Below are 24,143 nucleotides of genomic sequence, written 5' to 3'. Positions count from 1 at the left end.
GAGGTGATGGCTGTGAAAAAAGGATTTGTGTTCATCTTTCTCCTGATAACGATAATCTCTTTTTCTATTGAACTCGTGGGTGTCTTACCCCAAGTGGAAAAAAACCAAGTTTTGATACGGATCCTTCTTTCTGATCCCGCAGAAGATATCTCGGCAGAAATGAACTCTTCTAGAACGGTGTTCTCCTTGTTTTTGAAGGGAGTGAAGATGAAAATAAGCAGATTTATGTTGCCTGTTGCTGTTGGACCAGTTGAAGGAGTGCGGGTTGTAAACGTTGGAAATGGAGTAATGGTGTCCGCAAATCTTTTGGTACCGTTTCCAGGGAATTACGAAGTTGATGGAAACAGCGTCGTCATGAAGTTTCCTCGAAGCGAAGAAAGAATAGATGTTTCCTTTGAGAACATGCCTTTCGAAGACATGGTGAAGTACCTTGCGGAAAGGTTGAACCTCAACGTTGTTGTTTCTGAGAGTGTGAAGACAGCAACCACGAGTTTGAAATTGAACGGTGTAACTCCTGAAGATGCTTTGAGGGATCTCCTTGTTACTTTCGGTGAGGTAGCCTACGCTTATTTTCCAGATGGAACGATGTTTATTGGAAAGTACGATGAGGTCTCTGGGAAATTTCAAAGGTTCTGGGGAATATACAAGGTTGAGAATCAAACTGTAGCAGACAAGATAAAGAGTCTGATATCACAGGAAGCCATGATAGACTACCTTCCATCAAAATCTGTCCTCTTCGTTTACGGTACTTCCGAAGAGCACGATTTGATAGCGAGTCTCCTGTCTGTCTCACCTCCTCTTCAACGGAAGGAAGTTTCCTTCTCTGTGGGAGCAGAAAAAGTAGAAGAGTTGCTGGCTTCCTTGAAGAACGTTTACCAATTTGAGTATTATCTTTTGAAACCTGTCTCTAAAGTTATCTTAGAGGGAGACTCAGAAACCATCAATAGAGTCGAGCGGTACTTGAAGATTTTGGAAACGGGAGAGCAGCAGCCAGAACCCCAAGTTGTTCCCACAAAGAAATTCGTTTTTTACGCTTATGATCCGGAAGTTTCAGCCAACTTGATCAAATTGGTTCTTGGGGTAGAAGCACAAGCCTACAAAGATCTGAATCTTGTGGTATGTCAGGTTCCTATTGACAAGGAAAAAGAATTAGTGAATTTCATCGCGGAAAACAATCTCGAACTTGGAGATGCATTTTACATTGATTTGAGAAAGGGAGAAGAAGAGTTTCTAAAATCAGCTCTTCAGTTCTTCGGAATTTCAAACTCCAGATTGAAATTTCTGAACATCGAGGGCAAAACTATCAAAGCGTCCCTCTTTGTTCCAAAGGATGTCTACGAAAGGATCCATCCTGTTTTGGAAAAATTGTTGAATTTTCGAAGGAAAAACTTTGTAATGAAGAATCTGGTGTTGAAACGGGATATTCAACAGGAGATTCTAACAGCTGTTTCTAAAATGTACGATGTTTCAGTAGAAAAAATAGGAAATTTTGTCTTTGTTGAGGGTTTTCAAGACTCTGTCGATAACGCTGTTGATTACTTGAACAAACTCCAGAGTAGTTACACACGGTTTTTAAAAGTCTCCATAAATGAAGATAGCTTGGAAGATATCAAAAAATTCTTGTTGGAAAAATACGGTGTCGAAGTTCAATATTTACCTGCTCTGAAAGTAGCCATGCTTGCTGGAAAGAAAGAAGAAGTTCTTCAAAAAGCTGCGGAAGAGTTAGAGGCTATCGTTTCAACAGAAAAAGTTATCAAGTTCGTGAAAAAAGAAGGGGACATTTCTGTAGACAAACTAAAAACGATTCTCACCCAACTCTACGACGTCTCTGTCGAGGAATTGGAAGGTGAGTTGGTTGTTGTTGGGAATGAGCTGGAAGTTGAAAAAGCAGGTGATCTCCTTCAGAGGATCTTGAGCACGAGAAAAGAGATCTCGCAGTTGATCGTGGAGCTACCAGAGTGGTTGGAAAATCCTGAGCAACTGCTAAATGTGGTGAGTAAGAATTCAGGTGTTGTGTACGAAATAATAGGTGGAACTGTTTTGTTCGAGGGAACAAAAGAATCTCTCGAAAGGGCCAAGCAGACATTCGAAGATATTCTGAGAAAGCTGGGAGAAATTCGAAAAGAAGACACTGTAAAGTTCATAGAAGTAGATCCTTCCTTTCCAGTTGAAGAGTTCGTTACTTTGGCAGGTAAGTTGTATCCAAAAGTGATGTGCTTGAATCTAGAGAAATTGAATTTGATTGTTATTAAAGGATCTTCCGATGCGGTAACTGATCTTTTAAAGATATACAATTCTTTCTTCGAAAGACATCAAAAGATGGCTGCGGAGAATGTGTTCGAGCACCTTACATTGGAAGTACCCGTAGGTTTTTCGTACGATCAGTTCAAAACCTTCCTAGAGGTCCTTGTCCCCCAAGTTAGGAAGATCGTTTATCTTGACAAGTTGAATTTGCTCCTAGTGGAAGTGCCCGCTTCCCAATCCGATAAAGTGAGAGAGCTTTTGGATGTTTTCCTCGAGAAAGTAAAAAGTGTTTCCGAAAGTCTGTCCAAGAAGAGTGTTTCAATACCAACCGGTGTGAATCCAAACGAAGTGGCTACGTATCTGAAAAAACTCTTCGACGGAATCGATATTACAGTCTTTCCGAACATAGGTCAAATGGTGATCGAGGGTCCGGAGGATGTGGTAGAAAAAGCCGTCAAGCTTGTAGAGGAGGAGAGAGAAAAGATTAAAACTCTTGAAACAAAGGATTATGTTCAAGTGATAGATGGGAAACTTCTCATAAATACTGAAGCAGCTCCATTGTACGATCTACTCAAAGAGGCAGCTGAGGAGCTGGGAATATCCATCATGTTTGTAGATTCTCCCACTGAAAAAGTTACTATAAAAGTGAAGAATGTTTCTTGGGAGGAATTCTTAAAACTGATATCCCAAAACTATGGGTATCTCTTTGAACAGAAGGAAGGAATATACGTTGTCTCCAAACCGAAGCAAGATTTGGCGAAAAGGTACATCTATGAAATTCCGCACAACTTCGAACAAATAAAAGCCCTCGTAGAATTCTACGGTGGGACAGTTTATGTGGATTCTTTGAACAATTTCATGGTAGTTACGGGTATCTCTGAGACAATAAAGAAGGAACTGGATGGGATCATAGAAAAACTTAAGAAACCCATCAAACAGGTTGAGATCTCCGCGAGAATAGTGGATAAATCCTTGATAGACAGACTCAGTAAAGAAAGGAGTCTAACTCTAGACAGCGCAGGTGTGAGTTTAGGATCTTCCGGTGCTGGCATTTCTTTCTCAGTAGCAGATTATCTTGACTTTGAGAAAGTGTTCAACGACATCTTCAACGGTATGTTGTCTCTTCATTACGGCGATCAAAAGAGCAATACTTTGGACGATCTGCTAGCTAGTCCCAGGATTGTAACCACCAGTGGTAAGGAAGCGCGGATTCTCATCGGAGACAGAATTCCTTACGTCACAGATACAAATGGAGATGGAACGCCTGAAGTTCAATTTCTCGAAACTGGTATAGAACTTTCTATCACTCCGTTCGTTAGGAGTGATGATACTATAGAACTCGATCTTTTCGTAAAAGCGAGTGAGCCTGGAAACTACGTTAACGAAGTGCCAGGTGAGAGAACAAGAGAGGCTCAAACTCATCTCATTGTGAAAAACAACAGCACTATAGTGATAGGTGGTTTGATCAGGGAAACTTCAAATGTAACGGAAAGTAAGTTGCCTTTCTTTGGAGATCTTCCGATAGTGGGGCAGTTCTTCAGAACGAAGGTGGAGAACAAGGAAAAGAGGGATCTGATCATATTTGTAACGGTCAAGGTGGTGGAACCATGATCAGAAAGCCAGCTGTTGCTGGCCTCTTCTATCCTTCTCGAAGTGATGAGTTGATAGAGATGATAAAGATGTGTTTCTTGGATGAAAGGATAGGACCAGGCAAGCTGCCTGGTCCTGTTGATTTGTCCCTTAACAAACTTCTTGCTCTCGTTTCACCGCATGCAGGCTATGTGTACAGCGGTCCTGTGGCGGCGTGGGGATATCTTGAGGTTGCCAAATTTGGGAAACCCTCTCTTGTCGTAATTGTTGGTCCTAATCACACGGGTTTTGGCAAATCTGTAGGAGTTTGGCCGAATGGTTTTTGGGAAACACCGCTCGGTGCGGTACCGATAAATGAGAAAGCAGCCCAGATTATTTTAGAAAATTCCAGGTACGCGGAGGAAGATACGTTGTCTCATTTGAGGGAACATTCAATAGAAGTGCAGCTCCCGTTCCTACAATTCGTTTTCGGAGATTTTTCTTTCGTTCCCATTTGTTTGATGGATCAAAGTCCTATGGTTGCGGAAGATCTTGCTCAAGCAATAAATACGTTATCAAAGGAGTTCGAAGGCACCTTAGTTGTTGCATCGACCGATTTGAATCATTACGAAGATCAAAAAACTACTATGAGGAAAGATTCTTATATAATTGAAGCTATAGAAAAACGAAATCCAGGGATGCTTTATGAATACCTTGTGAGAGAAGATATCAGCATGTGTGGATATGGTGGTGTTGCGACGGTTTTGAACTTGAAGTTCCAGAACAGCAAAATATTGAAGCATGCAACCAGCGGTGATGTTTCCGGTGATACTTTGGAAGTTGTAGGATACCTCAGTGCAATTTTGTTCTAAAGATCTCCTCCACTTCCCTTAACTTCAAAATCTTTCCAACACCAATATACGTACCTGCGCCGAGAAATACCAAGAACACCGTACCAATCCTTGTTGTGAAAAGGTTTTTTATCAGGAGAAGTGTAACCCCCATTACAATCGCTGAAACCAAGATTTTAAAGATCCGATTATCAAGAGATGGTTTCATTTTGAAGAAGAGGAAGAAAAATCCTACAATGTAAGAAACACTAGTTGCTAAAGCAATGCCTTTCGCTCTCAAAGTGAGTCCTAAGACCACGTCGAGACATACATTCACGACCGAAACGAGCAACATCGCTAGAAAGGGGATCCTCGCTTTTCTTTTGGCATGATAAGCACGTGATAATAGATGAAAAAGCGCTACAAAGCACAGCCCGAGGGCGTACATCGAAAGTATCTCGGAAGCCGTTTTCACATCTTTGCTTGTGAAAGCACCATAGCCAAACAGAAGAGAGAGTAACCTCTTTGACAGAACAATCAATCCCACGGTTGATGGTATGGTGAGGAATAGACTTTTGATGATGAAATCACTCAGATTACTGTTGAATTCCTCTTCTTTCACCTGGCTCAACGTTGAAAGTGCCACAGTGGAGACGGCTACTCCAAAGATCCCCAACGGGAGTTGGTAGAGGCGACTAGAAAGTTGTATCAAAGAAAGAGATCCGGGATCCAAAAATGAAGACACGTTCACATCTACTAGAGTGGCAATCTGCGAAACAGCCATTGTTAAAAAAGTTGCAAAAAACATTCTGTAAAACTTTTTTAATCCTCTGAAAGTGGGCCTGTATTTGAAGCCTTCTCTGTAAGGTAGTAGAACAAGGAGAGCGATGAGTCCTCCAGCTGTGAATCCGAAAGCGGACCATTTTATATCGCCCGTGAGACTTCCCATTATTACTCCTATATTCGAGAACATGGGTGTTAAAGCTGGAAGGAAGTATCTATGTTGGGAGTTGTGGATCGAGTAAAACACTGCCCAAACGAAGACTATGGAGATGAAAGGAGCTGTTATTCGAAGGAGAGACGATGCGAGTGATCTGATAGATTCTTCCGCTCCCGTGGCGAATATGGAGACCATGAAACGAGGAAATATCTCGGAAAATATGACAACTCCGAGGGTGATCAATCCAAGGGATGTGAGAACAGCAGAGGTGAATCGTTCTTTTTCCTCTTTCGTCTTCAGTTGGTTGTAAATAGGAAGAAAGGCCGAGCTCATAGCTCCTTCTGCAAACGTTCTCCTCAAAAAGAATGGGAAAACGATGGCAATGTAATAGGCGTCCAAAACAGATGAAGCACCGAAAACGCTAGCAAGAGTGATATCGCGAAAGAGGCCGGTGATTCTGGAGATAAGGGTCCCTGCAGAGAAAGAGAGAGTTTTTCTTGTGTTAGACACATCAGTTCCTCCCATTCAAGTTTGGAAAAAGCTGCCCGATAATATTATACGGGAGGTGAAAAGCATGATAGATGGTGTGAACGGACCAAGGGAAATCAACCCCTTGGAAGGAATAAAACGGCCTTCTGTAGAAAGATCAAGAGAGAAAAAGAAAAACGATTCAGCAGACAGAGTGGAGTTCAAAAACGTCGAAAGCATAAAAAAACTTTCTGAGGAAGCGAAGAACATTTCAACCATTCGAGAGGAACTAGTTGAGGAATTGAGAAAAGCTATAGAAAGCGGTAACTATTTCATAGACACAGAGAGGCTTGCAAGGAGCATTCTGAAGGAGTTGTCTGAATGATAAAAAATGACCTGAAAGAGGTACTTTGTAAGAAAATCGAAATTATGAACAAAATAAGAACGCTCTTGGAAAAAGAGTTGGATGCTGTTGTGAGTAAGGATTTCAAAAGGTTGGAAGAGATTCTTCCGCAGTTGGAAGAAATGTCGATGCGAATGAGCTCGATTAACGAAAAGCTTGAATCTACGTTGAAAACATACGGAGAAGGTGTAAAACTCATCGATCTCTTGGAGATCTATCGAGACGATGAAGAGATGATAATAACCTTGAAAGAATTTTTCGAATCGCTGAACAAAATCACCTTTGAACTCCAAAAACTCAAGCAAGCGATAGATTTCCATTTAAGGTACATAGATTTCGTGTTCAGTTTCCAAAGAAACGAAATTACCTACAGAAAAGATGGCTCGTTTGATAAAGAAGGGCCCTCTGTATTTTACGGGAGGTCTTGAAAATGCCTGACATGTCTATGTTTGGAATTCTCAACACAGCACTCACGGGAATATATACTCACAAATTGGCGATGAATGTGGTAGGACACAACATAGCGAACGCCAACACACCAGGTTATTCTAGACAAAGGCCTATAATAGAAGCCACTCCTCCTATTCCTCTCACGACGCTTACACAACCTTCTGTGCCACTTCAGATGGGCACCGGCTCTCGTGTTAAGACGATCATCAGGTTAAGGGATGCGTTTCTTGATGTTCAGTACAGGCAGGTGAACAACCGTTACAATTACTGGGATACTATCCTTTCCAACTTGCATTTTGTGGAACAGCTTTTAGCAGAACCGAATGAGAATGGAATTAGAAGCCTTGTTGACAATTTTTGGAATGCATTTCAAGAGGTTATGTCTGATCCAACGAATGTAGCGTCGAAGGCAGAAGTGGTTTCAAGAGCTCAGCAGATGGTCTCTCAAGTGAAAGATCTCTATTCGAGGCTCGAACAACTCAGAGAGGATATTGACAATGAAATAGTCCAAAGAGTGTCTGAGATAAACCAAATGATAGAAAGACTTGCAGATTTGAATAACAAGGTCCGAATAGGTGTGACGCTCAAGTCTCCTCCTAACGATCTTTTAGATGAGAGGGACAGAATTTTAGACAAGCTCTCTGATCTGGCGAACATAAGTTACACAGAGGCGGAAGATGGTCAAATCACTTTGAGGATAGGAAACCAAATTGTCCTCAACGGTTCCACTTATAACAAACTCCGTGCCTTAGAAAGACCTTACGGCAAGGGATATCACGAACTCTTTGTTGGCAATGCCAAATTGATCCTCACCGATGGAAAATTGAAAGCTCTTCTCGATCTTCGCGACTCCATCATAGTGAGGTACATGAGAAAACTTGACGAATTCGTTCTCTTTACCACGGATAGTGTGAATCTTGTTCATAGGGACGGATTCGAATCGAACGGAGTAACGACGAATCTGAACTTTTTCAAGAAAATCGAAGCCTTTTCAGATGATCCAGCTATTTTCAGGCTTAAAGGTAACAGAAGACTGGAAATGGGACCTTATCATACAGTTACGGGAATTCATTCTGCAGAAAATACTTCGGAAATAAGCAACAGATATTTCGAAACGGATGATGTCATTCTTGCCACTGGAGGTGGGTCTTTCGATTCCATAAATATCTCTTCTGGATCAACTATTGGGGATGTTATTTCAGCATGGGGATTGCTGGGCACTTCCCTTCAAATAGGACCACACGCTGGAGGATACAGATTGTATCTGGAGGACACTGCGGGAAATCTTAGAAACAAACTGTTCCTATCTCTTGGCGACTCCCTATCGAAGATGGGATTCAACACGGAAACCAGAGGATACCTCACCATAAGGGAATCCGACATTTTTTCGCTTGAAAGGGATGTTTACAGAATAAATGTCAAATATACCCTTGAAGACGGCACCGAACAGTCGGAGACGATAACTATAGATCTCTCCGGGGGAGTGAGTCTTTCAAGTATAGAATCTGCAATAAATTCTTCTTTGCATTTGAGAGCGTACACTTACACTGATCCTTCCACTGGGGAGAACATGTTGATAATCATTCCTGACGAGCAGTTGAATTTCGATCCATCATCGTTGAAAGTTCTCAGTGATGGCAGTTTTTTCACAAAATCTGGAGCTTTCGTTCGAGAATATGAAGTTTTGAGATACGAAGATACTTTGGAAAATATATTCTATGGACAAACTGGGTTCGATCCCACCCTTCCTTTCACCATAACGATAAACTCTACAGATATAGAAATAGATCCAGCAATCGATACTTTGGAGTCCTTTGTGGGAAAAATCAACGAAAAAAATGCAGGAGTCTTAGCAGATCTCACGCCTCACCATTCTTTCGTTTTGAGAGCAACTTCCCTTTACGATTTCGATCTCAGAATGATGGAGATAATAGGTCCTCAAGGATTGTTTGAAGCTTTGGGCCTTGTAGACCCAGACAACGATCCTACCACTTTCGATTGGACGAGTTCGTACACTTTGATATCAAGAACCGACGATTTCAACACTTTGAAAGACAGATTCAAAATAGCTGACGTGGTAACTTTCGACAGAGTTACTCACGATGAGCCTCTGAATATCGTGAACCAATTCGATGTGAGTTCCTCTCTTGTTTCAAACCCTGCAAATCTTGCAGTAGATATTGGTCGTACCATGGAAAATAACGATTGGAATGCAGAGGACTTGCGACCTACAGGTGGTGCCAATCCAAAACTTCTTGAGATCGTGCAGGATCTTTATCACAAGAGATTGTTATCCAATGGAAAGGAAAGTTTTCACGAATTCTTTGGTGGGGTTGTGGCCGAACTTGGCGTTGAGGCGGAAACTGCCAGTAACCTCAAAACGAACACCGAAATTCTGAGACAAGAGATCGATGGTGAACGGGAAAGGGTTAAAGGAGTGTCTCTTGATGAGGAGATGGCAAACATGATAGAGTATCAGCATGCGTTCAATGCAGCCGCTAAGGTCATATCCACTGTGGATGAGATGATACAAGCTGTGATCAACATGGTGGGGTGATACGTCATGCGTGTGACAAACAAAATGATAAGTGACAGGGTTTTGTTCAACATACAAACCAGTTTGAAGAGAATATCTAAACTTCATGATCAGCTCTCTTCTGGCTACAGAGTAAGGTATCCAAGTGACGACGCGGTTGTTGCCAAGAGAGCGAGTGATATCATGACGAGAAAAAGAGAGTTGGAACAATTCCAAAGAAATTTGGATCATGTTCAAACTTATGTCAATGCGTACGATAGCGCTTTGCAGACAGTTTCGACAGTTTCTCAAAGGCTGCGAGAACTCCTCGTCAGAGCGTCGAATGGGACCCTTTCAAGAGATGAAAGGGAAGCAATAGCAGAAGAAATCGACAAAATAAAGGAAAATCTTGTGGAAATAGCGAATACAAGGATTGGTAACGATTATATTTTTGCAGGATACGATGTTTTCAACAGGCCTGTGGAGTTCAAGAACGGAGCCTGGGAAATAACGACTTCCCCAGCTTCCGAAGGCAAAAGGTCCGTTGTTGTGTTGGGATACTCGGTAAATTACGGTGTCACCGCGAGTGAGGTTTTCAAGTTGGATGATGGTAGGAACGTCTTTCAAACGTTGGAAGAGGTTTCCAATATTTTGCGATCTAACATCGACGATGATCAAATTTCGCTTCATATTTCTAATGTCGCATTGAAAGATCTGTCATCTTTCGAAGAAAAAATCACAAAAGTGATAGGAAAGATCGGCGGAGTGAGTAGATTTCTTGAGATGATGAATTCGCGAATAGAAGACTTAGATTTCTTTTTCACCGAGTACCTTTCGAAAGAAAGAGACGCTGATATAACGGAACTTGTAACAGATCTTGCGATGCAGCAATCCGTTTTGGAAGCAGCACTTAAGTCAGCGAGTCGAGTACTTCAGGCTACTTTGGTGGATTTTGTGAGGTGATAAGGTGATTTATAAAACAAAAATTGGCGACGTGGAAATTCCCGATGATCAAATCTATATTTTCGAAGAAGGAATTCCAGGCTTTGAAAATCTCAAAAAGTTCTCTTTGATTTTTCCTCAAGAGACCTTTCCCATAGGATGGCTTTTGTCGCTGGAAGATCCCCGTGTGGGTCTTCCTGTCGTAGATCCGAAACTCGTAAGACCAGATTACGATCCAATTGTTTCAGTGGAAGACCTCGAAAAAATGGGCGTTTCAGATCGAACTTCTCTTTTGTATTTTTGCGTCTTGACAATTCCTCCTGGAAAACCCGAAGAGACAACCATCAATCTACGTGCCCCCATAGTTATCAATCAGAAAGCAAAAAAAGGCATGCAGGTGATCTTGGGAAACGAAGATTACGAGCTGAGACATAATCTTTCCGAAGAAATGAAACGGGCGAAATCTGTGGTATGATTTTTTCTGAATACCTCCCTCATCGTGCGGTGCCCTTTTAGGGCTCAAAGGGGAAGCCGGTGAGAATCCGGCGCGGGGCCGCCACCGTGACCGGGGACGAAACCCGCAAAGTGCCACTGGGGTCTTCCCCTGGGAAGGCGCGGGGAGTAGGATGATCCGGAAGCCGGGAAACCCGCCCACGGTGAAGGGGAACCACCTTCCTCGACGCCAGGAAGGTGGGAATATTTCTTTGTAAAGGGAGGGATGTTTGTGAAGAGATGGCTTTCTTTCCTGATGCTCCTCTTTGGAATCTTTAGTCTAGCTGTAGTGGTAGTGGATGACGTTGGTAGGGTTGTCGAGATATCTACCGTTCCAGAGAGGGTGGTCAGTCTATCTCCTTCTGCAACAAGATTTTTGGTCTTTCTGGGCTTAGAAGATAGGATAGTCGGTGTAACCGATTATGACAGTTATCAAGCTGAAAGAGTTGGTGCCATGGTTCCTGTGAACGTGGAGAAAGTGGTGTCTCTCAATCCTGATTTGGTTTTGATGTTCGGAGGTTTCCAGTTGCCTGAAGTTGTGAAGCTGGAGAAAGTTGGTCTGAAGGTACTTGTGATAAATCCCGTTTCACTCGACGACATAATAAGAGATGTGGTACTTCTTGGTATTATCTTCGATAAACAAGAGTATGCGGCGAAAAAAGCAAGTGAATTGCGTGAAGAGATGTTGAAAATAGGCAAGAAAACATACAATGTTCCTCCTTCTGAACGACCGAAAGTTTTGTATCTCACTTCAGCACCTGGGCCGGAAGTGAAAGAAGTGTGGACATGCGGGGCGGGATCTTACTTGAACGAGATAATCTCCATTGCGGGCGGAATTAATATCGCTTCAGGTATTGCCGGCCCAAATGGTTGGCCGCAGTTGTCTTTGGAATTCATTGTGGCCCAGAATCCCGATGTCATAGTTGTTGGGGTGTACGTGCCTGGAACCGAAAAGAGTGAAGTAGAGAAGATCATGAAATTTAAGCCCTTCGAAGAAGTGAATGCTGTGAAGTTTGGAAAGGTGTTTGCTATAGATGGAAACCTGGCATCTCAACCTTCACCGGATATCTTCAAGCTCATTGAAGTTTTCTATGAGTTTTTCTACGGAGGTAGTAACTGATGAAAAAAATAGTTCTACCTCTTCTTTTTGTAAGTTTTCTCGTAGGAATTTTTTTTGGAAGTGTTTCCTTGGACCCCCTGAAGACTTTGGGGGTCCTGTTTGGTCTAGAAGAAGATCCTGTGATTGAGAGAATACTTTCTCTGAGAGTTCCAAGAGTTTTTGCCAGTTTCGTGGTTGGGGCGGGGCTTTCTTTGGTTGGAAACACGTTTCAAAATCTTCTCAAAAACCCTTTGGTTGATCCGTATCTTCTCGGAATATCCTCTGGGGCGTCTTTCGGAACAGTCCTTTCACTTTATTTAGCTGAGGTAGTTGGCGTTTCCTGGATATATCGAATACCTATTCTCAGTTTCGGTTTTTCCTTGATCTCATCGTTTCTCACCCTTCTTGTTGCAAGAAAAGATGGGCGATTTCCCATTACTGGGATTATACTCTCAGGTGTTGTAATAGGCACTGTGTTCAGTGCTCTCACTTACACGACGATCGTTCTTCTCAAGAGAAATGTCACCACCATATCTGTGTGGCTTTTCGGAAGTTTCTCGGGAATAGTGTGGAAAGATACGATTTTCTTTTCCTTAGTCGTTGTTCCGTTCTTTCTGTATACGTTGGTGTTTTCTCGACATTTAAATGCAATGGCTCTTGGTGAGGAAGAAGCTTTCGTTCTTGGAGTTAACGTCGAGATTTTGAAGGTGGTCACATTTCTTTTTGGAAATTTCACTACCGCATTTCTCGTCTCTAGGAGTGGAGTTATAGGCTTTGTTGGTCTTATTGTTCCTCATATCGCTCGTTATCTTGTCGGACCGAACTTTCTCAAATCTGCTATGACGAGTGCGTTGGTTGGGGGTGTTTTGCTTTCACTTTGTGATACTGCGGCCAGATCTTTTTTTTCACCGACGGAACTTCCAGTTGGAATAGTCACTGCATTGATAGGTGCTCCTTTCCTCGCTTTTCTTATGAAGAGAGGTGTTTGAAGGGAAGTGGTGAGGGTAGAAAATCTTTCATTCAGCTATAAGACAGGATTTTCGTTGAAAAATGTGAATTTCTCTATAAGTGAAGGGGAATTTTTTGGGATAATCGGTCCGAACGGATCTGGAAAGACAACTTTGTTGAAGATCTTGGTAGGGCTTCTGAAACCACAAAAAGGAACGGTTTGTCTCTTTGGAAAAATACCATGGAAAACTCCGAGAAAAGAAATGGCGAAAATCGTTACCTTCGTTTCCCAAGATTTCTTCCCATCCTATAACTTTACCGTAAAGGAGATAGTTGAAATGGGCAGACTTCCGCACCTTGGTCTTTTAGAAAGTACGACTGTAGAAGATGAAAAAATAGTATTGAAAAGCATGAAAATGACTAATACTTTTCAACACTCCTCAAGGAACATCGGAACGCTGAGTTCAGGAGAAAGAAGAAAGGTGGTTCTCGCAAAAGCTATTGCTCAGGACACAAGGATAATTCTTGTGGATGAGTTGACCGCACATCTGGATTACAGCAACGTGATTCTCGTTGGAGATGTGATGAAAAAGCTCCAAAAGTCTGGAAAAACAGTGGTGGCGGTTTTTCATGATGTGAACGTTGCTTCACACCTTTGCGACAGATTGGCAGCGATGAAGGACGGTGAGATGATAAAAATCGGAGCACCCGATGAAGTGATAAGCGAAAGGGTGCTCCAAGAAATTTATGAAGCGGAATTTGTTGTCATAAAACATCCCATCACAGGTAAACCTTTGGCTTTCCTCAAATGAATTCTTGGAGATAACGCTTTATTTGCTTTACACAGCTTCTTCAAGCGTCTTCCTCACCGCTCCTGGACCTGTGATCATCTTCTTGAACAGTCCTTCCACTTTCTCTCCAAGTCCAACTTCATAAAGGTTCACTCGGAATAGTTGAGGACTGGAAAGAATGGGTTTCAAATGATCGTCTATTGAGTCAGGATCGCCGAACTTTATCTTCGAAACATACGATGTGAGATTTTCTAAAAGGGGATCTGGACTCAATTGCATTTCTCTGCCTTCGTCATCGATTCCCATCAAATATCGACACCATCCAGCTATCACAAGAGGAATATATTTCAAGTCTTTAGGATCCAAGTCTGGTCTTTCGTGATAAGATTTTATCGTTTCTCCAAATCTAACAGGCATCTTCTGTGAAGTATCCGTTGCTATCCTTTGAGGAGTATCCGGTAGGTACGGGTTAGGAAGACGGATATTTATCACCTCGTTTAAAAATTCTCTCGGATTGATGATGCCAGGATCAACCACAACTTTTATCCCTTCTTCTCCTACCCCCTCAACAAGCTTTCTTAGAAGAGGATCTCTCATCTCATCGGCAATTTTTTTGTACCCCAGCAGACATCCAAAAACCGCTAAAGCTGTATGAAGGGGATTCAAGCAGGTGGTTACTTTCATCCTCTCTGCTTTTTCGACAGTCTCTCTGTCCGTTAAGAAAACATTCCTGTCCGCTCCCTCAAGTTTTGGCCTCCCGTTGGGGAAAGAGTCTTCTATAACGAGGTACTGTGCCCATTCCATATTCACAAAAGGAGCAATATGAGTCTTTTTCGATGTGACGAAAATTTCCATGCCTTCAATTCCTAAATCTTCAAGGTGTTTCTTGGTAAAATCGGAAGGCCCTGGAACGATCTTGTCGATCATACTCCACGGAAACGAAACCCCTCTTTCCAAATAGGTGAGGAAATCTTCTTCTACTAGATTGTTTTTTACCCATTCTTCTGCAATTTTTCTCACAGAATTATAAAGTTTTTCACCGTTTCTAGAAAAATTGTCAAGACTGAGGAACGCAACAGGTAAATTGCCAGCCTTGAATCTTTCGTACAAAAGGGCGGTAACCTTACCCATCGAGGTTCGAGGAGAAGACGGTCCGCTTTTCATGTCTTCCACGACTTGTGGGAAAAGATTTCCAGTTTGGTCTTCAATATTGTACCCTTTTTCCGTGATCGTCAAAGAAGCAAACTGAAGAGACGGACTCCTGAAAATTTCTTTTATTCTGTTCCAATCTGGGAGCGTTGGGTCACCCTTGAGTGCTTCTCCTACGCTTGCTATGATTCTCTTCTCGAAATTACCATCGGGTTTTATGGTAACGGCTATCGAAAGGTTGTCGTAGGGAGTATAAACCTTGTCTATCACTTCGTAGTCGAAGAGCTCAATCACATTTATTCCTGTATCCTCTTTTCCCTCTTCTAAGAGGTTTTGGAGTACGGCGGCAACAAACCCTCTAAAAATGTTTCCTCCACCGAAATGAACCCACTTTGGCCTTTCTTTTGTGTTTTTCTCTACCTTTTCGAGGTCGAAATAAGGAGGTCTAACCCCTATTCTTTCCCATGCTTCTCTTTCTTTCACTGTTTCGCGGTTTAAACGCATTTCTTACACCTCCTTCTTGACATTGCAGTTTTCATAAACGTTACCACTTTCATTCCGTGCATTCTTTTATTTTTTTGACGAAAGCCTGCGCCTTTTTTGTCACCTCATCCGTTGTACCTTTCACGAGTGCGCTACCAACACCAACTGCCAAAACACCTGCTTCGAACCATTCGCAAACATTGTTCAAGTTTACACCTCCTGTGGGTACGAATTTTACGTTTGGGAAAGGCCCTTTCATTAATTTCACGAATTTTGGTCCCAGTAGTTCGCCAGGAAAGAGTTTCAATATCGTATGACCTAATTTCATAGCCTTCACGATCTCGGTGGGAGTCATAACGCCCGGCATGTAGAAAACCCCTCTTTCTTTACAATATTGCGAAATTTCTTCATCCAAATGAGGACTGATGATGTATTCTGCACCACTCTCGATGGCTTTTTTGCATTGTTCAACATTTGTAACGGTACCTGCTCCTATAATGGCACCCTTTTCCTTTAAAAACGAAATTTCTCTGATCACGGTCTCTGCATTTGGAACGGTGAAGGTAATTTCGATGAGACACACTCCTCCTTTGAAAACAGCTTGAGCTTTTTCTTTTGCTTCCTCCACACTTCCTGACCTGAGCACAGCTACGATCTTGTGTTTTTCTAGGAGTTTTTCCATCATTATCCCTCCTGATATCTGATATTTAGTAAGCGATTTCAACAAACAAAGAACTTCTCTTTGCTGCCGAATTTTAATTTTTTACGAAAGATCCGCTCTCAAATTTCGATATCGTTCTTTAGTTCAAATTTTATCGTGGAAGGATTGCCCCAAAATCTCAAGAGGGTTTCTTTTTGAACAAAGCGAATTGTACCCTACTCTGGAATTTCTAATATCTTTTCTTTTGTTTTGTTTTCCTCAACTTGATCATTATAATAATACCAAATGACTTTCTTTTTGAAAGACCGTTTTCACAACAGTAGGAGGTGATCTCATGTTCCTCGGGGAGAAATATCTTTTGACAAACAAAGCTGCTGAGAAATTGTTCAACGAGGTGAAAGAACTTCCCATAGTTGATCCGCATAACCATCTGAGCGCGAAAGATATTGTTGAAAATAAGCCTTGGAACGACATTTGGGAGGTCGAAGGTGCAACGGATCATTACGTATGGGAATTGATGAGAAGATGTGGGGTTTCAGAAGAATACATAACTGGTTCTATGGACGATAAAGAAAAATGGTTCGCTCTTGCAAAAGTGCTTCCAAAGTTTGTAGGGAATCCCACTTACGAATGGATCCATCTCGATCTATGGAGAAGATTCAACATAAAGAAAGTGATATCAGAGGAAACTGCAGAAGAAATATGGGAGGAAACAAAGAAGTTACTTCCTTCAATGACTCCTCAGAAGCTTCTTAAAGATATGGGGGTAGAGATTCTTTGTACAACAGATGATCCCATCGATACTCTAGAGTACCATAGAAAAGCTCAAGAGGTTGTGGAAGATGTGAAAATACTTCCTACTTGGAGGCCAGACAAGGCGATGAACCTGGAAAAAGAAGATTGGAAAGCATACTTGGAACGCCTTGGAGAAAGATATGGGGAAGACACCTCGAATTTAGAAGGTTTCTTGAGTGCTTTGTGGAAGTCCCATGAACATTTCAAGGCGCATGGATGCGTAGCTAGTGATCATGCCTTACTTGAACCACTCATCCATTATGTGGAAAGAAAGCGGGCAGAAGGAATCCACAGGAAGGCTTTTAAGGGTGAAAAACTTTCACAAGAGGAAATCAACGATTACAAGGCTTTCATGATGGTTCAGTTTGGGAAAATGAATCAAGAGATGAATTGGGTTACACAGCTTCATATAGGGGCATTGAGGGATTATAGAAAGAAACTCTTCAGAACACTGGGACCGGACTCCGGGGGGGATATCTCTACCAACTTCCTAAGGATCGCAGAAGGTCTTGAATATTTCTTAAACGAGTTCGATGGAAAATTGAAAATCGTTTTGTATGTTCTCGATCCGACCCATCTTCCAACGATTGCAACCATCTCCAGAGCGTTTCCAAATGTGTTCGTAGGCGCACCTTGGTGGTTCAATGACAGTCCTTTCGGTATGGAGGTACATTTGAAATACTTAGCTTCTGTGGATCTTCTTTACAACCTCGCAGGAATGGTAACAGATTCCAGGAAATTGCTTTCCTTTGGTTCGCGTACAGAAGTATTCAGAAGAGTTCTTTCGAACGTGGTAGGAGAAATGGTAGAAAGAGGACAAGTGCCTATCAGAGAAGCTAAAAGCCTCGTGAAGCACGTGTGTTACGACGGACCAAAGACTCTTTTCTTTTAACGATATGTCGCATTTTTCGCCCTTATAGCTTTTCCTGAATGAGTTAGGGGAAAGATATTTCCATAGGCTATGAGACTCCGCCACTTGAAAATTGGATACTTATTTTTAGATCGTCAATGTAAAAATCAAGCGTGGCGGGATCTGAGGCTACTATCCCAAGGAGGAACTTGCTTAGATTGTCAGGATCTTCTGAAAGTGTATAAGTCGCTTCAAAGGTTTCCCATTCGTTCTTTGTGAGGAGTTTTGTGGATATTACCGTTTCAGTGTCTTCTTCAATTATGTTCATCGTCACTGTAGCTTGATTTACTCTTGTTTGTAAAACGTCGATCGAAAAATGCAAAGAATCGTTTATTCCCACTTCTTCACCGAGCAGTTTTTTCAAATCAAACCATACACTGATGAACCCCGTTGTATCGGTTGATGAAGGAGAAACATAAACAACTGTTCCGTGCTCATCTGCTCCGGGGAGTTCTGACTGTGTAACAACAGTGAAGGTTGACTCCGAAGATTCAATTGTAGCACTAATCCACTGTGTTTCTGTTATGTTTTGCTCTATGGGAGGAGTGGTGAACATAGTCGTTAGAGTGCATGCTGCAAGTAAAAAGAGACTTATTGAGAGGGAAATAAACAAACTTTTCACGTTATCATCCCCTTTCTCACCAATTCATTCTATCATTTTCTAAAATCCTGAGCAAAAGGTAGGAAATTCCTTCCAAAATTATGTCCTTTCGTTTGTAGAGATCTTCATGATCTGCGTTAAAAGTAAGAGTGTTTCCGCCATAAGAAGCGCTAATGTATGGAACCATGCCATCGGTTCTTTTGAAATCTTCTTTCAAAACTGATACGCTGTTTGCCAATAGCTTCAAACCCATGAGTCCCAGAGTATCCCATGCGGATGTAGTCACAAGATTTATGAAGACTTCAGGAATGCTTTTCACACCTTCTAATGGTATATCTCCAGCAAGATTCACAAAGGGTATTTTGGAGAAATACTTCGGTTCCCTCCCCCATGTTAAGTACTTATATCCGGGAGCGTATATCACACTGAATCCAGCATAAGAAACGAACAAAGCTGCTCTAAGATTTTCTGCTTCTTTCTTTGATATGAACAATTCTTTTTCGTATTCGTTTGGGTCAATGAATATTATATCGGCTAGTGGACTTCCAAGATGTGGTGTTCCTGAAAAAATGATTCCTTTTACATTATTTGGATTTTTGTTTGCGATGTGTTCGGCTATGATACCTCCCATGCTGTGTGCAAAAATGATGATTTTGTCCATGTTTTTGGTGAGTTTCAAAAAAGCTTCTGCTGATTTGTTGGGATCAGCAAGAAGCGTTGGATACACGAACAAGAAAGTGTTTATTTTAAATCTTTCTCCCAACTCTTTGAATATCTTGATGATCTCTTTTTTGTAGGGGGTCATTTCTCCAGTGTATTCTCTAGCGTCCATTCCATGGATTACTATCAAATTTAAAGTGGACTCATCTCGATGAATTTCTATCAATTTCTCCGTGGGACTTTTCCACTTTATTACCTTTCCAACGACTGTTGCGTTTGTTTCGAGGAGAGGAGGATTGTACGGATCAACAGTTCCATCGTACACCATTCTGAATATACACCAATCACCAGCGTAATATTCCACCACATCGTACAAAGTAGGAGTGGATTCCAGAATCAAATTGAACCCGAACGTAAGCACTCCGAAAAAGAGGGAAAAAAGTACGATTTTTACCCTCACCCTATCACCCTTTTCTTGAAGACAAAGAAGAGAGAAACTACGCCTTCAAAAAACAAAATAAAGTTACCCAGTGATAATCCCTCCTTCTCTTCACCCAAAAGGGGCTTTAAGAAGCCGACCGAGTATTCCAAAAGACTCATCCCTGCAAAGAAGAGAACGATCACACTCCCAACGAACAAATGTGCCTTGTACTTCTCTTTAGATGTTTCGAAGGCACCGAAAAGAAACACTAGAGAGACCACGCCGAGAAAGATTCCAAAAAGAAAATCCTCTCTCATATAAAAAACGGCAGAAAGCATTGTCAAAAAGAACATGAGAACATTCATACGAGCATCACCACCATTTTACCCAAATAAAAGGCAAGAAGTGAAATGCTGTATGCTACAGTCAGTGAGTATCCTATGGAAAACAGAGTCCATTTCAGACTGTTTGTCTCAGAATAAATAGTGGCGATCGTTGCAAAACACGGAATGTAAGCCATGACAAATAGGAGAAAAGAAATGGCAGAAACAGGGTCCATTTCCATCGCCAGTGCTTCTTTGGCTCCGGACAGAGTTTCCTCTTGGAATCCATAGAGCATCGCCATGGTAGAAACGATAACTTCTTTCGCTACAGCACCGTAGAAAAGAGATGTGACGATTTTCCAGGAATAACCGAAAGGTTTAAAAATCCATTCCAAAGATTTTCCAATCATTGCAGAAAAACTTTTTTCCACATCACCACCGGCAGGGAAATAACTCAAGACCCATATGAGTATCGCAGAGACGAAGATGATCGTTCCAGCCTTCTTCAGAAAGTGTTTTCCCCTGTTCCAAGTATAAATGTACAGATTTCTGAACGTTGGTAACCTGTATCTTGGGAGTTCCATTATAAGAGGAGAAGTTTTCCCCCGATAGAACAGCCAGTTTATAACCACGGATGAAAGAAGAGTTACCAATATGCTGAGAGAGTAAATCATGAAAAGCATAGCAGCAGAATAATTCGGGAAGAAGATCCTCAAAATGAGAAGATAAACTGGCAACCTAGCACTACAACTCATGAATGGGGCGATCAATATCGTGACGAGCCTTTCTTTTGGGTCATCGATCGATCGAGTGGCCATAATTGAAGGCACGTTACAACCAAATCCAAGAATAAGAGACATGAAAGCTCTCCCACTCAGCTTGAACTTTTCCATGATTCTATCCATCACAAAAGCGGCTCTTGGAAGATAACCACTTTCCTCCAAAAAGCCGAGGGCCAGAAACATTGCAAAAATGTTGGGAACAAACACCAAAACACTTCCCACACCGCCGACTATACCATCGGCAAGGAACGAAGTGAAGAGATTCTCACCGAAGGAATTTACTAAAAAGGATCCCAAGTGAGAAAAAGCTGAATCCAACAAATCGGCAAAGACCTGAGCGATATCAAATGTGAATTTGAACACAAGATACATTAGAGCAAAAAACAAGGGAAAGGCGAGGAATTTGTGCGTCAATACATGGTCTATAGCTTCGGACAAGGAAAAAGGTTTTCCCATAGCGTTTGAATAGGCTTCTTTTATGACATTCTCGATGTATTCCCTTTTTTTCTTGGAGATGAGGAGACGGTAACCTATTCTTTCTTCTTCATCGAGCTCGGGTAAACCCATCTTCACTCCTTCTTTGTAAAATTCTGGATCACCAGAAAGGTACTTCAAGGCAAAATATCTTGGACTCACTTTTATTCTTTTACTGTGAAGGAATCTCTCAATTTGAGATATCCTGCGTTCTATATCATCCCCGTATCTTATCAATATTCTGTGAAGAACATCTTCTTTCTGGGAGTAATCTACTATTTTTTCCTTGAGTTCTTCGATTCCTTCTCCTGTAACGGATGAAGTGAAGACAACCGGGACTCCCAAATGCTTCTGGAGCTCATATCTGTCGATTTTAATTCCAACTTTTTTAGCTTCGTCTATTGCAGTGAGGGCTAATATCACCTTTTTTTCCATTTCCAATATTTCGAGTAATAGGTATAAACTCTGTTCAGGATTGACGGAGTCCCCTACAACAACCACGATATCTGCATTTCCTTTTAAAATGTAATCACGCGCTATTTTTTCGTCCATGGAGGAGTATCCCAGAGAATACGTTCCAGGGAGATCGACAAGATGAATCTTGTATCCTTCGTAATCGAAAAAGCCTTCTTTTTTCTCGACTGTGACACCTGGCCAATTGGCAACGTACTGCTTCGTTCCTGTTAAAGCGTTGAAAAGGCTAGTTTTTCCAACGTTTGGACAACCTGCAAGAGCAACTTTGATCGTTTGGAGAGAGGCTTCTTTTTCACGAATCGAACTTTTCAGGGCCATTTCCGATCCTCCTCACCCAAATCTTCATGGCCTCTCCTCTTCCAAGAGCAATACGTCTGTTTTCGATGTAATACGTACCACCGGAAACGCGTATTCTTTTACCTTTTTCTATTCCTAAAGCCCTCATCCTGAGAGCAAAATTTCTTCCACCTCTCATTGCCACAACTTCGTAAATGCCGTCTCTCGCTATGAGAAGAGGAACAACCTCGGATAGCACTTCCACTTCTATATTCTCAGCATCTCTTTTTCTTAGAGTAATGTTTCTTTGTCCTACTCTACAGACAATAGGATCTCCAAAGGGCGCCACCTGAACAATCTCAACCTCTTCGCCCGGTACGAATCCCATCCCTACAAGTTTTTCATGAGTATCTCCATGGAAATCCAAGTTTTTAATTTTTGCACGAAGACCAGGTACGAGATCTGAAAGCCTCATCTTTTTTCCTCCTTTTTGAGAATCATTCTCAACATTGTACAGAGAAATTATATCACCGAAATTCCGTTTTTCTCAATATATGCAAATATTATATAAGCTTTCTGACAAGTTTTATAGCATTTTGAGGGCATACTTCGTGGCAGACATAACATCTTATGCACTTTTGATAATCGATCTCTTGCTTGGAGATATCAATCGCTGAGGCAGGACACCTTTCTTCACACAGCCTACATTTTATACATCTTCTCTTGTCTATGCTGGGGTATTTAACGAAGAATCTCGAAAATGCTCTGGAGAATCTTTCGAAGGTGGACACAGTCGAAGGAAGTTGAATAGTAGAAGAAAATGAACCAAAGACTTCGTATTCAGGTGTGACCATCCTCCTTCGTGCATTTTTCACTGTGTAAACAAGATGATCTATACCAAGAAAGGAACATATAGCGTCGTCTAAGGCAAAGGCATTCCTTGATACTGCTATGATTCCAAAGTTTTTCTTCCTTCCATTTGTTGGACCGTTCCCTTCCATACCCTCGATACCATCCAGAACTGTCAAGATAGGAGAAACGATTCGATGTATATCTATCAAAAGATTAGCGAAATCATCGTAATTCTTTGCGCGCATGTGCCAAGAAGATTTCTCCAACCCCGTTACACATCCGAAAGTGTTTTTTACCCCAAGAGTCATTACCATTTGAGAATGAGTTTTGAACTTTGGAAGATTAACTACTTTATCAGCCTCAAGAACTTTCCGTGAGATTTTTATTTTTCTGAATATTTCCCCGTTCACTTCGATAGGATCGTCCAAGGGAGTGAGAGGAACCTTGAGTTCTTCACAAACCTCTTCAACTCTTGTAACTTTCACCACTCTTTTGAAATTGCTGAACGCCGGGCTATCTCCAACAAAAGGTTGTACACCCTTGTCTAGCAAATATTCGAGAACTGTTCTCAAGATTGTTGGATGGGTTGTGGCAGCTTCCTCTGGTTTTCTGGCAGCGATTAAATTTGGTTTCACAAGAACACGATCTCCTCTGGAAAAGAGATTGGAAAAGTGAGTGTTTAGAAGCTCTAGAAGCTTTAAACGTGCGCTTTCGTAATCCTTTGCGTTCAGGATCCAGACCTTTTCCAGAGGATTTCCCTCCCATCCTTTATAATTTCAATACCTGGGGGTACGTTTAAATTGCTTTCTTTCAAAATTTCAAGAATGAGATCTTTTGGCAAGGCGGTCTCTATCCATATTTCAGATACATCTATATCTTTCAGATCACGTGCGGCGATTCTTTGGAGAGCTTTTTCTATTCCTTTCACATATTTTTCTTTATCCACCCTTATCACCTCAAAACAAAAGGGGGCAAAAGCCCCCGGTAATGTTTCCTTTCGAACGTTCAGAAGTTGATTTCAAAGTTCGCTCCAACGGGAACAGAGATCACACTATTCTTTCCATAGATCCTCATTTCAACACCTGCGCCGAACCCAACAATGAAATCCTCAAAATATTTGCTGTAGTTGACACCTGCTCCGAACATCCATCCGAATCTGTCAAGAGCGATTTTTTCCCACGGCCAGCTTGCTCCACCGAACCCTCTTATGACTATTCTGGACTCTCTGTCAAGCTCGACAGAATACTTGAAAACGGCGAAGAGGTCAACAGCGGCTTGGCTCGGTGTTGCATCTACAGAAAACAGCGGAGAAGCAGTAGAATCAATAAGGTATGCGAATCCCAGCCCAAGACCCAGCTCCATGTTTTCCGCCACTGGATAAGTGAGATCCAATCCTAGGTCAAAGTAGCTAGCTGCGGTTGCTTCAACGGTTGTGGGAGTTGAAGAAACACTAACGGTGAAATTGTAATTTCCAAAGAAACTGAGTTTCAAATCCTCCATAGAGAAGGCGAACAAACCTGCTGCGACGATTACAAGCAGCGCCACAAAAAATTTTTTCATGAAAGCTCCCTCCTCTTAATAGATTTTTCAC

22 protein-coding genes and 1 riboswitch are annotated in these 24,143 nt (G+C 41.8%); of the genes, 11 read left to right on the top strand and 11 right to left on the bottom strand.

Features of this window, described 5'->3' with window-relative positions:
• Positions 1–6 precede the first annotated feature (6 nt).
• Positions 7–3,855 (top strand): type IV pilus secretin PilQ, encoded by a 3,849-nt coding sequence (locus tag AS005_RS07360; protein ID WP_233186288.1) that lies wholly within the window; start codon positions 7–9, stop codon positions 3,853–3,855.
• Positions 3,852–4,685, top strand: coding sequence for an AmmeMemoRadiSam system protein B (gene amrB / locus AS005_RS07355; protein WP_101511067.1), 834 nt, complete (start codon positions 3,852–3,854; stop codon positions 4,683–4,685). The genes AS005_RS07360 and amrB overlap by 4 nt, the downstream gene beginning before the upstream one ends.
• Here the strand turns inward: amrB and murJ are convergent.
• A complete protein-coding gene (murJ, locus tag AS005_RS07350; protein WP_101511066.1) occupies positions 4,666–6,093 on the bottom strand; it encodes a murein biosynthesis integral membrane protein MurJ in 1,428 nt (475 codons plus the stop codon). The two genes, amrB and murJ, sit on opposite strands and share 20 nt — an antisense overlap.
• A gap of 64 nt (positions 6,094–6,157) precedes the next feature.
• Between murJ and flgM the strand changes: the two genes are divergently transcribed.
• The 8 genes from flgM to AS005_RS07310 all read left to right on the top strand — a co-directional run bounded on the left by flgM (position 6,158) and on the right by AS005_RS07310 (position 13,712).
• Positions 6,158–6,436, top strand: coding sequence for a flagellar biosynthesis anti-sigma factor FlgM (flgM, locus tag AS005_RS07345; RefSeq protein ID WP_101511065.1), 279 nt, complete (start codon positions 6,158–6,160; stop codon positions 6,434–6,436).
• Entirely contained in the window at positions 6,433–6,882 is a 450-nt protein-coding gene (locus tag AS005_RS07340; RefSeq protein ID WP_233186287.1) for a flagellar protein FlgN, read from the top strand. The genes flgM and AS005_RS07340 overlap by 4 nt, the downstream gene beginning before the upstream one ends.
• 2 nt (positions 6,883–6,884) lie before the next feature.
• A complete protein-coding gene (gene flgK, locus AS005_RS07335; protein WP_101511064.1) occupies positions 6,885–9,461 on the top strand; it encodes a flagellar hook-associated protein FlgK in 2,577 nt (858 codons plus the stop codon).
• A gap of 6 nt (positions 9,462–9,467) precedes the next feature.
• Positions 9,468–10,382 carry a flagellar hook-associated protein FlgL gene (gene flgL, locus AS005_RS07330; protein WP_101511063.1) on the top strand — a complete coding sequence of 305 codons (915 nt, stop codon included), beginning with the start codon at positions 9,468–9,470 and terminating at the stop codon, positions 10,380–10,382.
• A 4-nt stretch (positions 10,383–10,386) separates the two neighbouring features.
• Positions 10,387–10,836 carry a flagellar assembly protein FliW gene (gene fliW / locus AS005_RS07325; RefSeq protein WP_101511062.1) on the top strand — a complete coding sequence of 150 codons (450 nt, stop codon included), beginning with the start codon at positions 10,387–10,389 and terminating at the stop codon, positions 10,834–10,836.
• Between the two features lie 9 nt (positions 10,837–10,845).
• A riboswitch (cobalamin riboswitch) is annotated at positions 10,846–11,031 on the top strand.
• 48 nt (positions 11,032–11,079) lie between these two features.
• Positions 11,080–11,973 carry a cobalamin-binding protein gene (locus AS005_RS07320; RefSeq protein ID WP_101511164.1) on the top strand — a complete coding sequence of 298 codons (894 nt, stop codon included), beginning with the start codon at positions 11,080–11,082 and terminating at the stop codon, positions 11,971–11,973.
• Positions 11,973–12,941 carry an iron ABC transporter permease gene (locus AS005_RS07315; RefSeq protein ID WP_101511061.1) on the top strand — a complete coding sequence of 323 codons (969 nt, stop codon included), beginning with the start codon at positions 11,973–11,975 and terminating at the stop codon, positions 12,939–12,941. Before AS005_RS07320 ends, AS005_RS07315 begins: the two co-directional genes overlap by 1 nt.
• A 6-nt stretch (positions 12,942–12,947) precedes the next feature.
• On the top strand, positions 12,948–13,712 hold the full coding sequence (locus AS005_RS07310; protein WP_101511060.1) for an ABC transporter ATP-binding protein: 765 nt from the start codon (positions 12,948–12,950) through the stop codon (positions 13,710–13,712).
• Between the two features lie 27 nt (positions 13,713–13,739).
• On the opposite strand, the gene uxuB is transcribed toward AS005_RS07310, so the two are convergent.
• Together uxuB and AS005_RS07300 are read right to left on the bottom strand one after the other, a co-directional pair.
• Entirely contained in the window at positions 13,740–15,344 is a 1,605-nt protein-coding gene (uxuB, locus tag AS005_RS07305; protein ID WP_101511059.1) for a D-mannonate dehydrogenase UxuB, read from the bottom strand.
• Between the two features lie 49 nt (positions 15,345–15,393).
• Positions 15,394–16,005 carry a bifunctional 4-hydroxy-2-oxoglutarate aldolase/2-dehydro-3-deoxy-phosphogluconate aldolase gene (locus AS005_RS07300; RefSeq protein WP_199203883.1) on the bottom strand — a complete coding sequence of 204 codons (612 nt, stop codon included), beginning with the start codon at positions 16,003–16,005 and terminating at the stop codon, positions 15,394–15,396.
• 313 nt (positions 16,006–16,318) lie between these two features.
• On the opposite strand from AS005_RS07300, the gene uxaC reads away from it, so the two are divergent.
• Entirely contained in the window at positions 16,319–17,671 is a 1,353-nt protein-coding gene (gene uxaC / locus AS005_RS07295) for a glucuronate isomerase (protein WP_101511058.1), read from the top strand.
• Positions 17,672–17,738: 67 nt separating this feature from the next.
• On the opposite strand, the gene AS005_RS07290 is transcribed toward uxaC, so the two are convergent.
• The 8 genes from AS005_RS07290 to AS005_RS07255 form a co-directional block, all read right to left on the bottom strand.
• A complete protein-coding gene (locus tag AS005_RS07290) occupies positions 17,739–18,311 on the bottom strand; it encodes a carbohydrate-binding protein (RefSeq protein ID WP_101511057.1) in 573 nt (190 codons plus the stop codon).
• Between the two features lie 16 nt (positions 18,312–18,327).
• Positions 18,328–19,410 (bottom strand): alpha/beta fold hydrolase, encoded by a 1,083-nt coding sequence (locus AS005_RS07285; RefSeq protein ID WP_233186286.1) that lies wholly within the window; start codon positions 19,408–19,410, stop codon positions 18,328–18,330.
• Entirely contained in the window at positions 19,407–19,736 is a 330-nt protein-coding gene (locus AS005_RS07280) for a hypothetical protein (RefSeq protein ID WP_101511056.1), read from the bottom strand. The genes AS005_RS07285 and AS005_RS07280 overlap by 4 nt, the downstream gene beginning before the upstream one ends.
• Positions 19,733–21,742, bottom strand: a complete 2,010-nt coding sequence (gene feoB, locus AS005_RS07275; RefSeq protein ID WP_101511055.1) for a ferrous iron transport protein B — start codon at positions 21,740–21,742, stop codon at positions 19,733–19,735. The genes AS005_RS07280 and feoB overlap by 4 nt, the downstream gene beginning before the upstream one ends.
• Positions 21,717–22,175 carry a ferrous iron transport protein A gene (locus AS005_RS07270; protein WP_101511054.1) on the bottom strand — a complete coding sequence of 153 codons (459 nt, stop codon included), beginning with the start codon at positions 22,173–22,175 and terminating at the stop codon, positions 21,717–21,719. The genes feoB and AS005_RS07270 overlap by 26 nt, the downstream gene beginning before the upstream one ends.
• 88 nt (positions 22,176–22,263) lie before the next feature.
• Entirely contained in the window at positions 22,264–23,187 is a 924-nt protein-coding gene (locus tag AS005_RS07265; protein ID WP_101511053.1) for a DUF362 domain-containing protein, read from the bottom strand.
• A gap of 92 nt (positions 23,188–23,279) precedes the next feature.
• Positions 23,280–23,498, bottom strand: coding sequence for a hypothetical protein (locus AS005_RS07260; RefSeq protein WP_199203882.1), 219 nt, complete (start codon positions 23,496–23,498; stop codon positions 23,280–23,282).
• 59 nt (positions 23,499–23,557) lie between these two features.
• A complete protein-coding gene (locus AS005_RS07255; protein WP_101511052.1) occupies positions 23,558–24,112 on the bottom strand; it encodes a hypothetical protein in 555 nt (184 codons plus the stop codon).
• Positions 24,113–24,143: the final 31 nt, after the last annotated feature.

The organism is Thermotoga sp. KOL6, assembly GCF_002866025.1.
Taxonomy (GTDB): domain Bacteria; phylum Thermotogota; class Thermotogae; order Thermotogales; family Thermotogaceae; genus Thermotoga.
The sequence above is the reverse complement of the archived record's forward strand: the minus strand, read 5'-3'. Positions and strand labels throughout refer to the sequence as shown.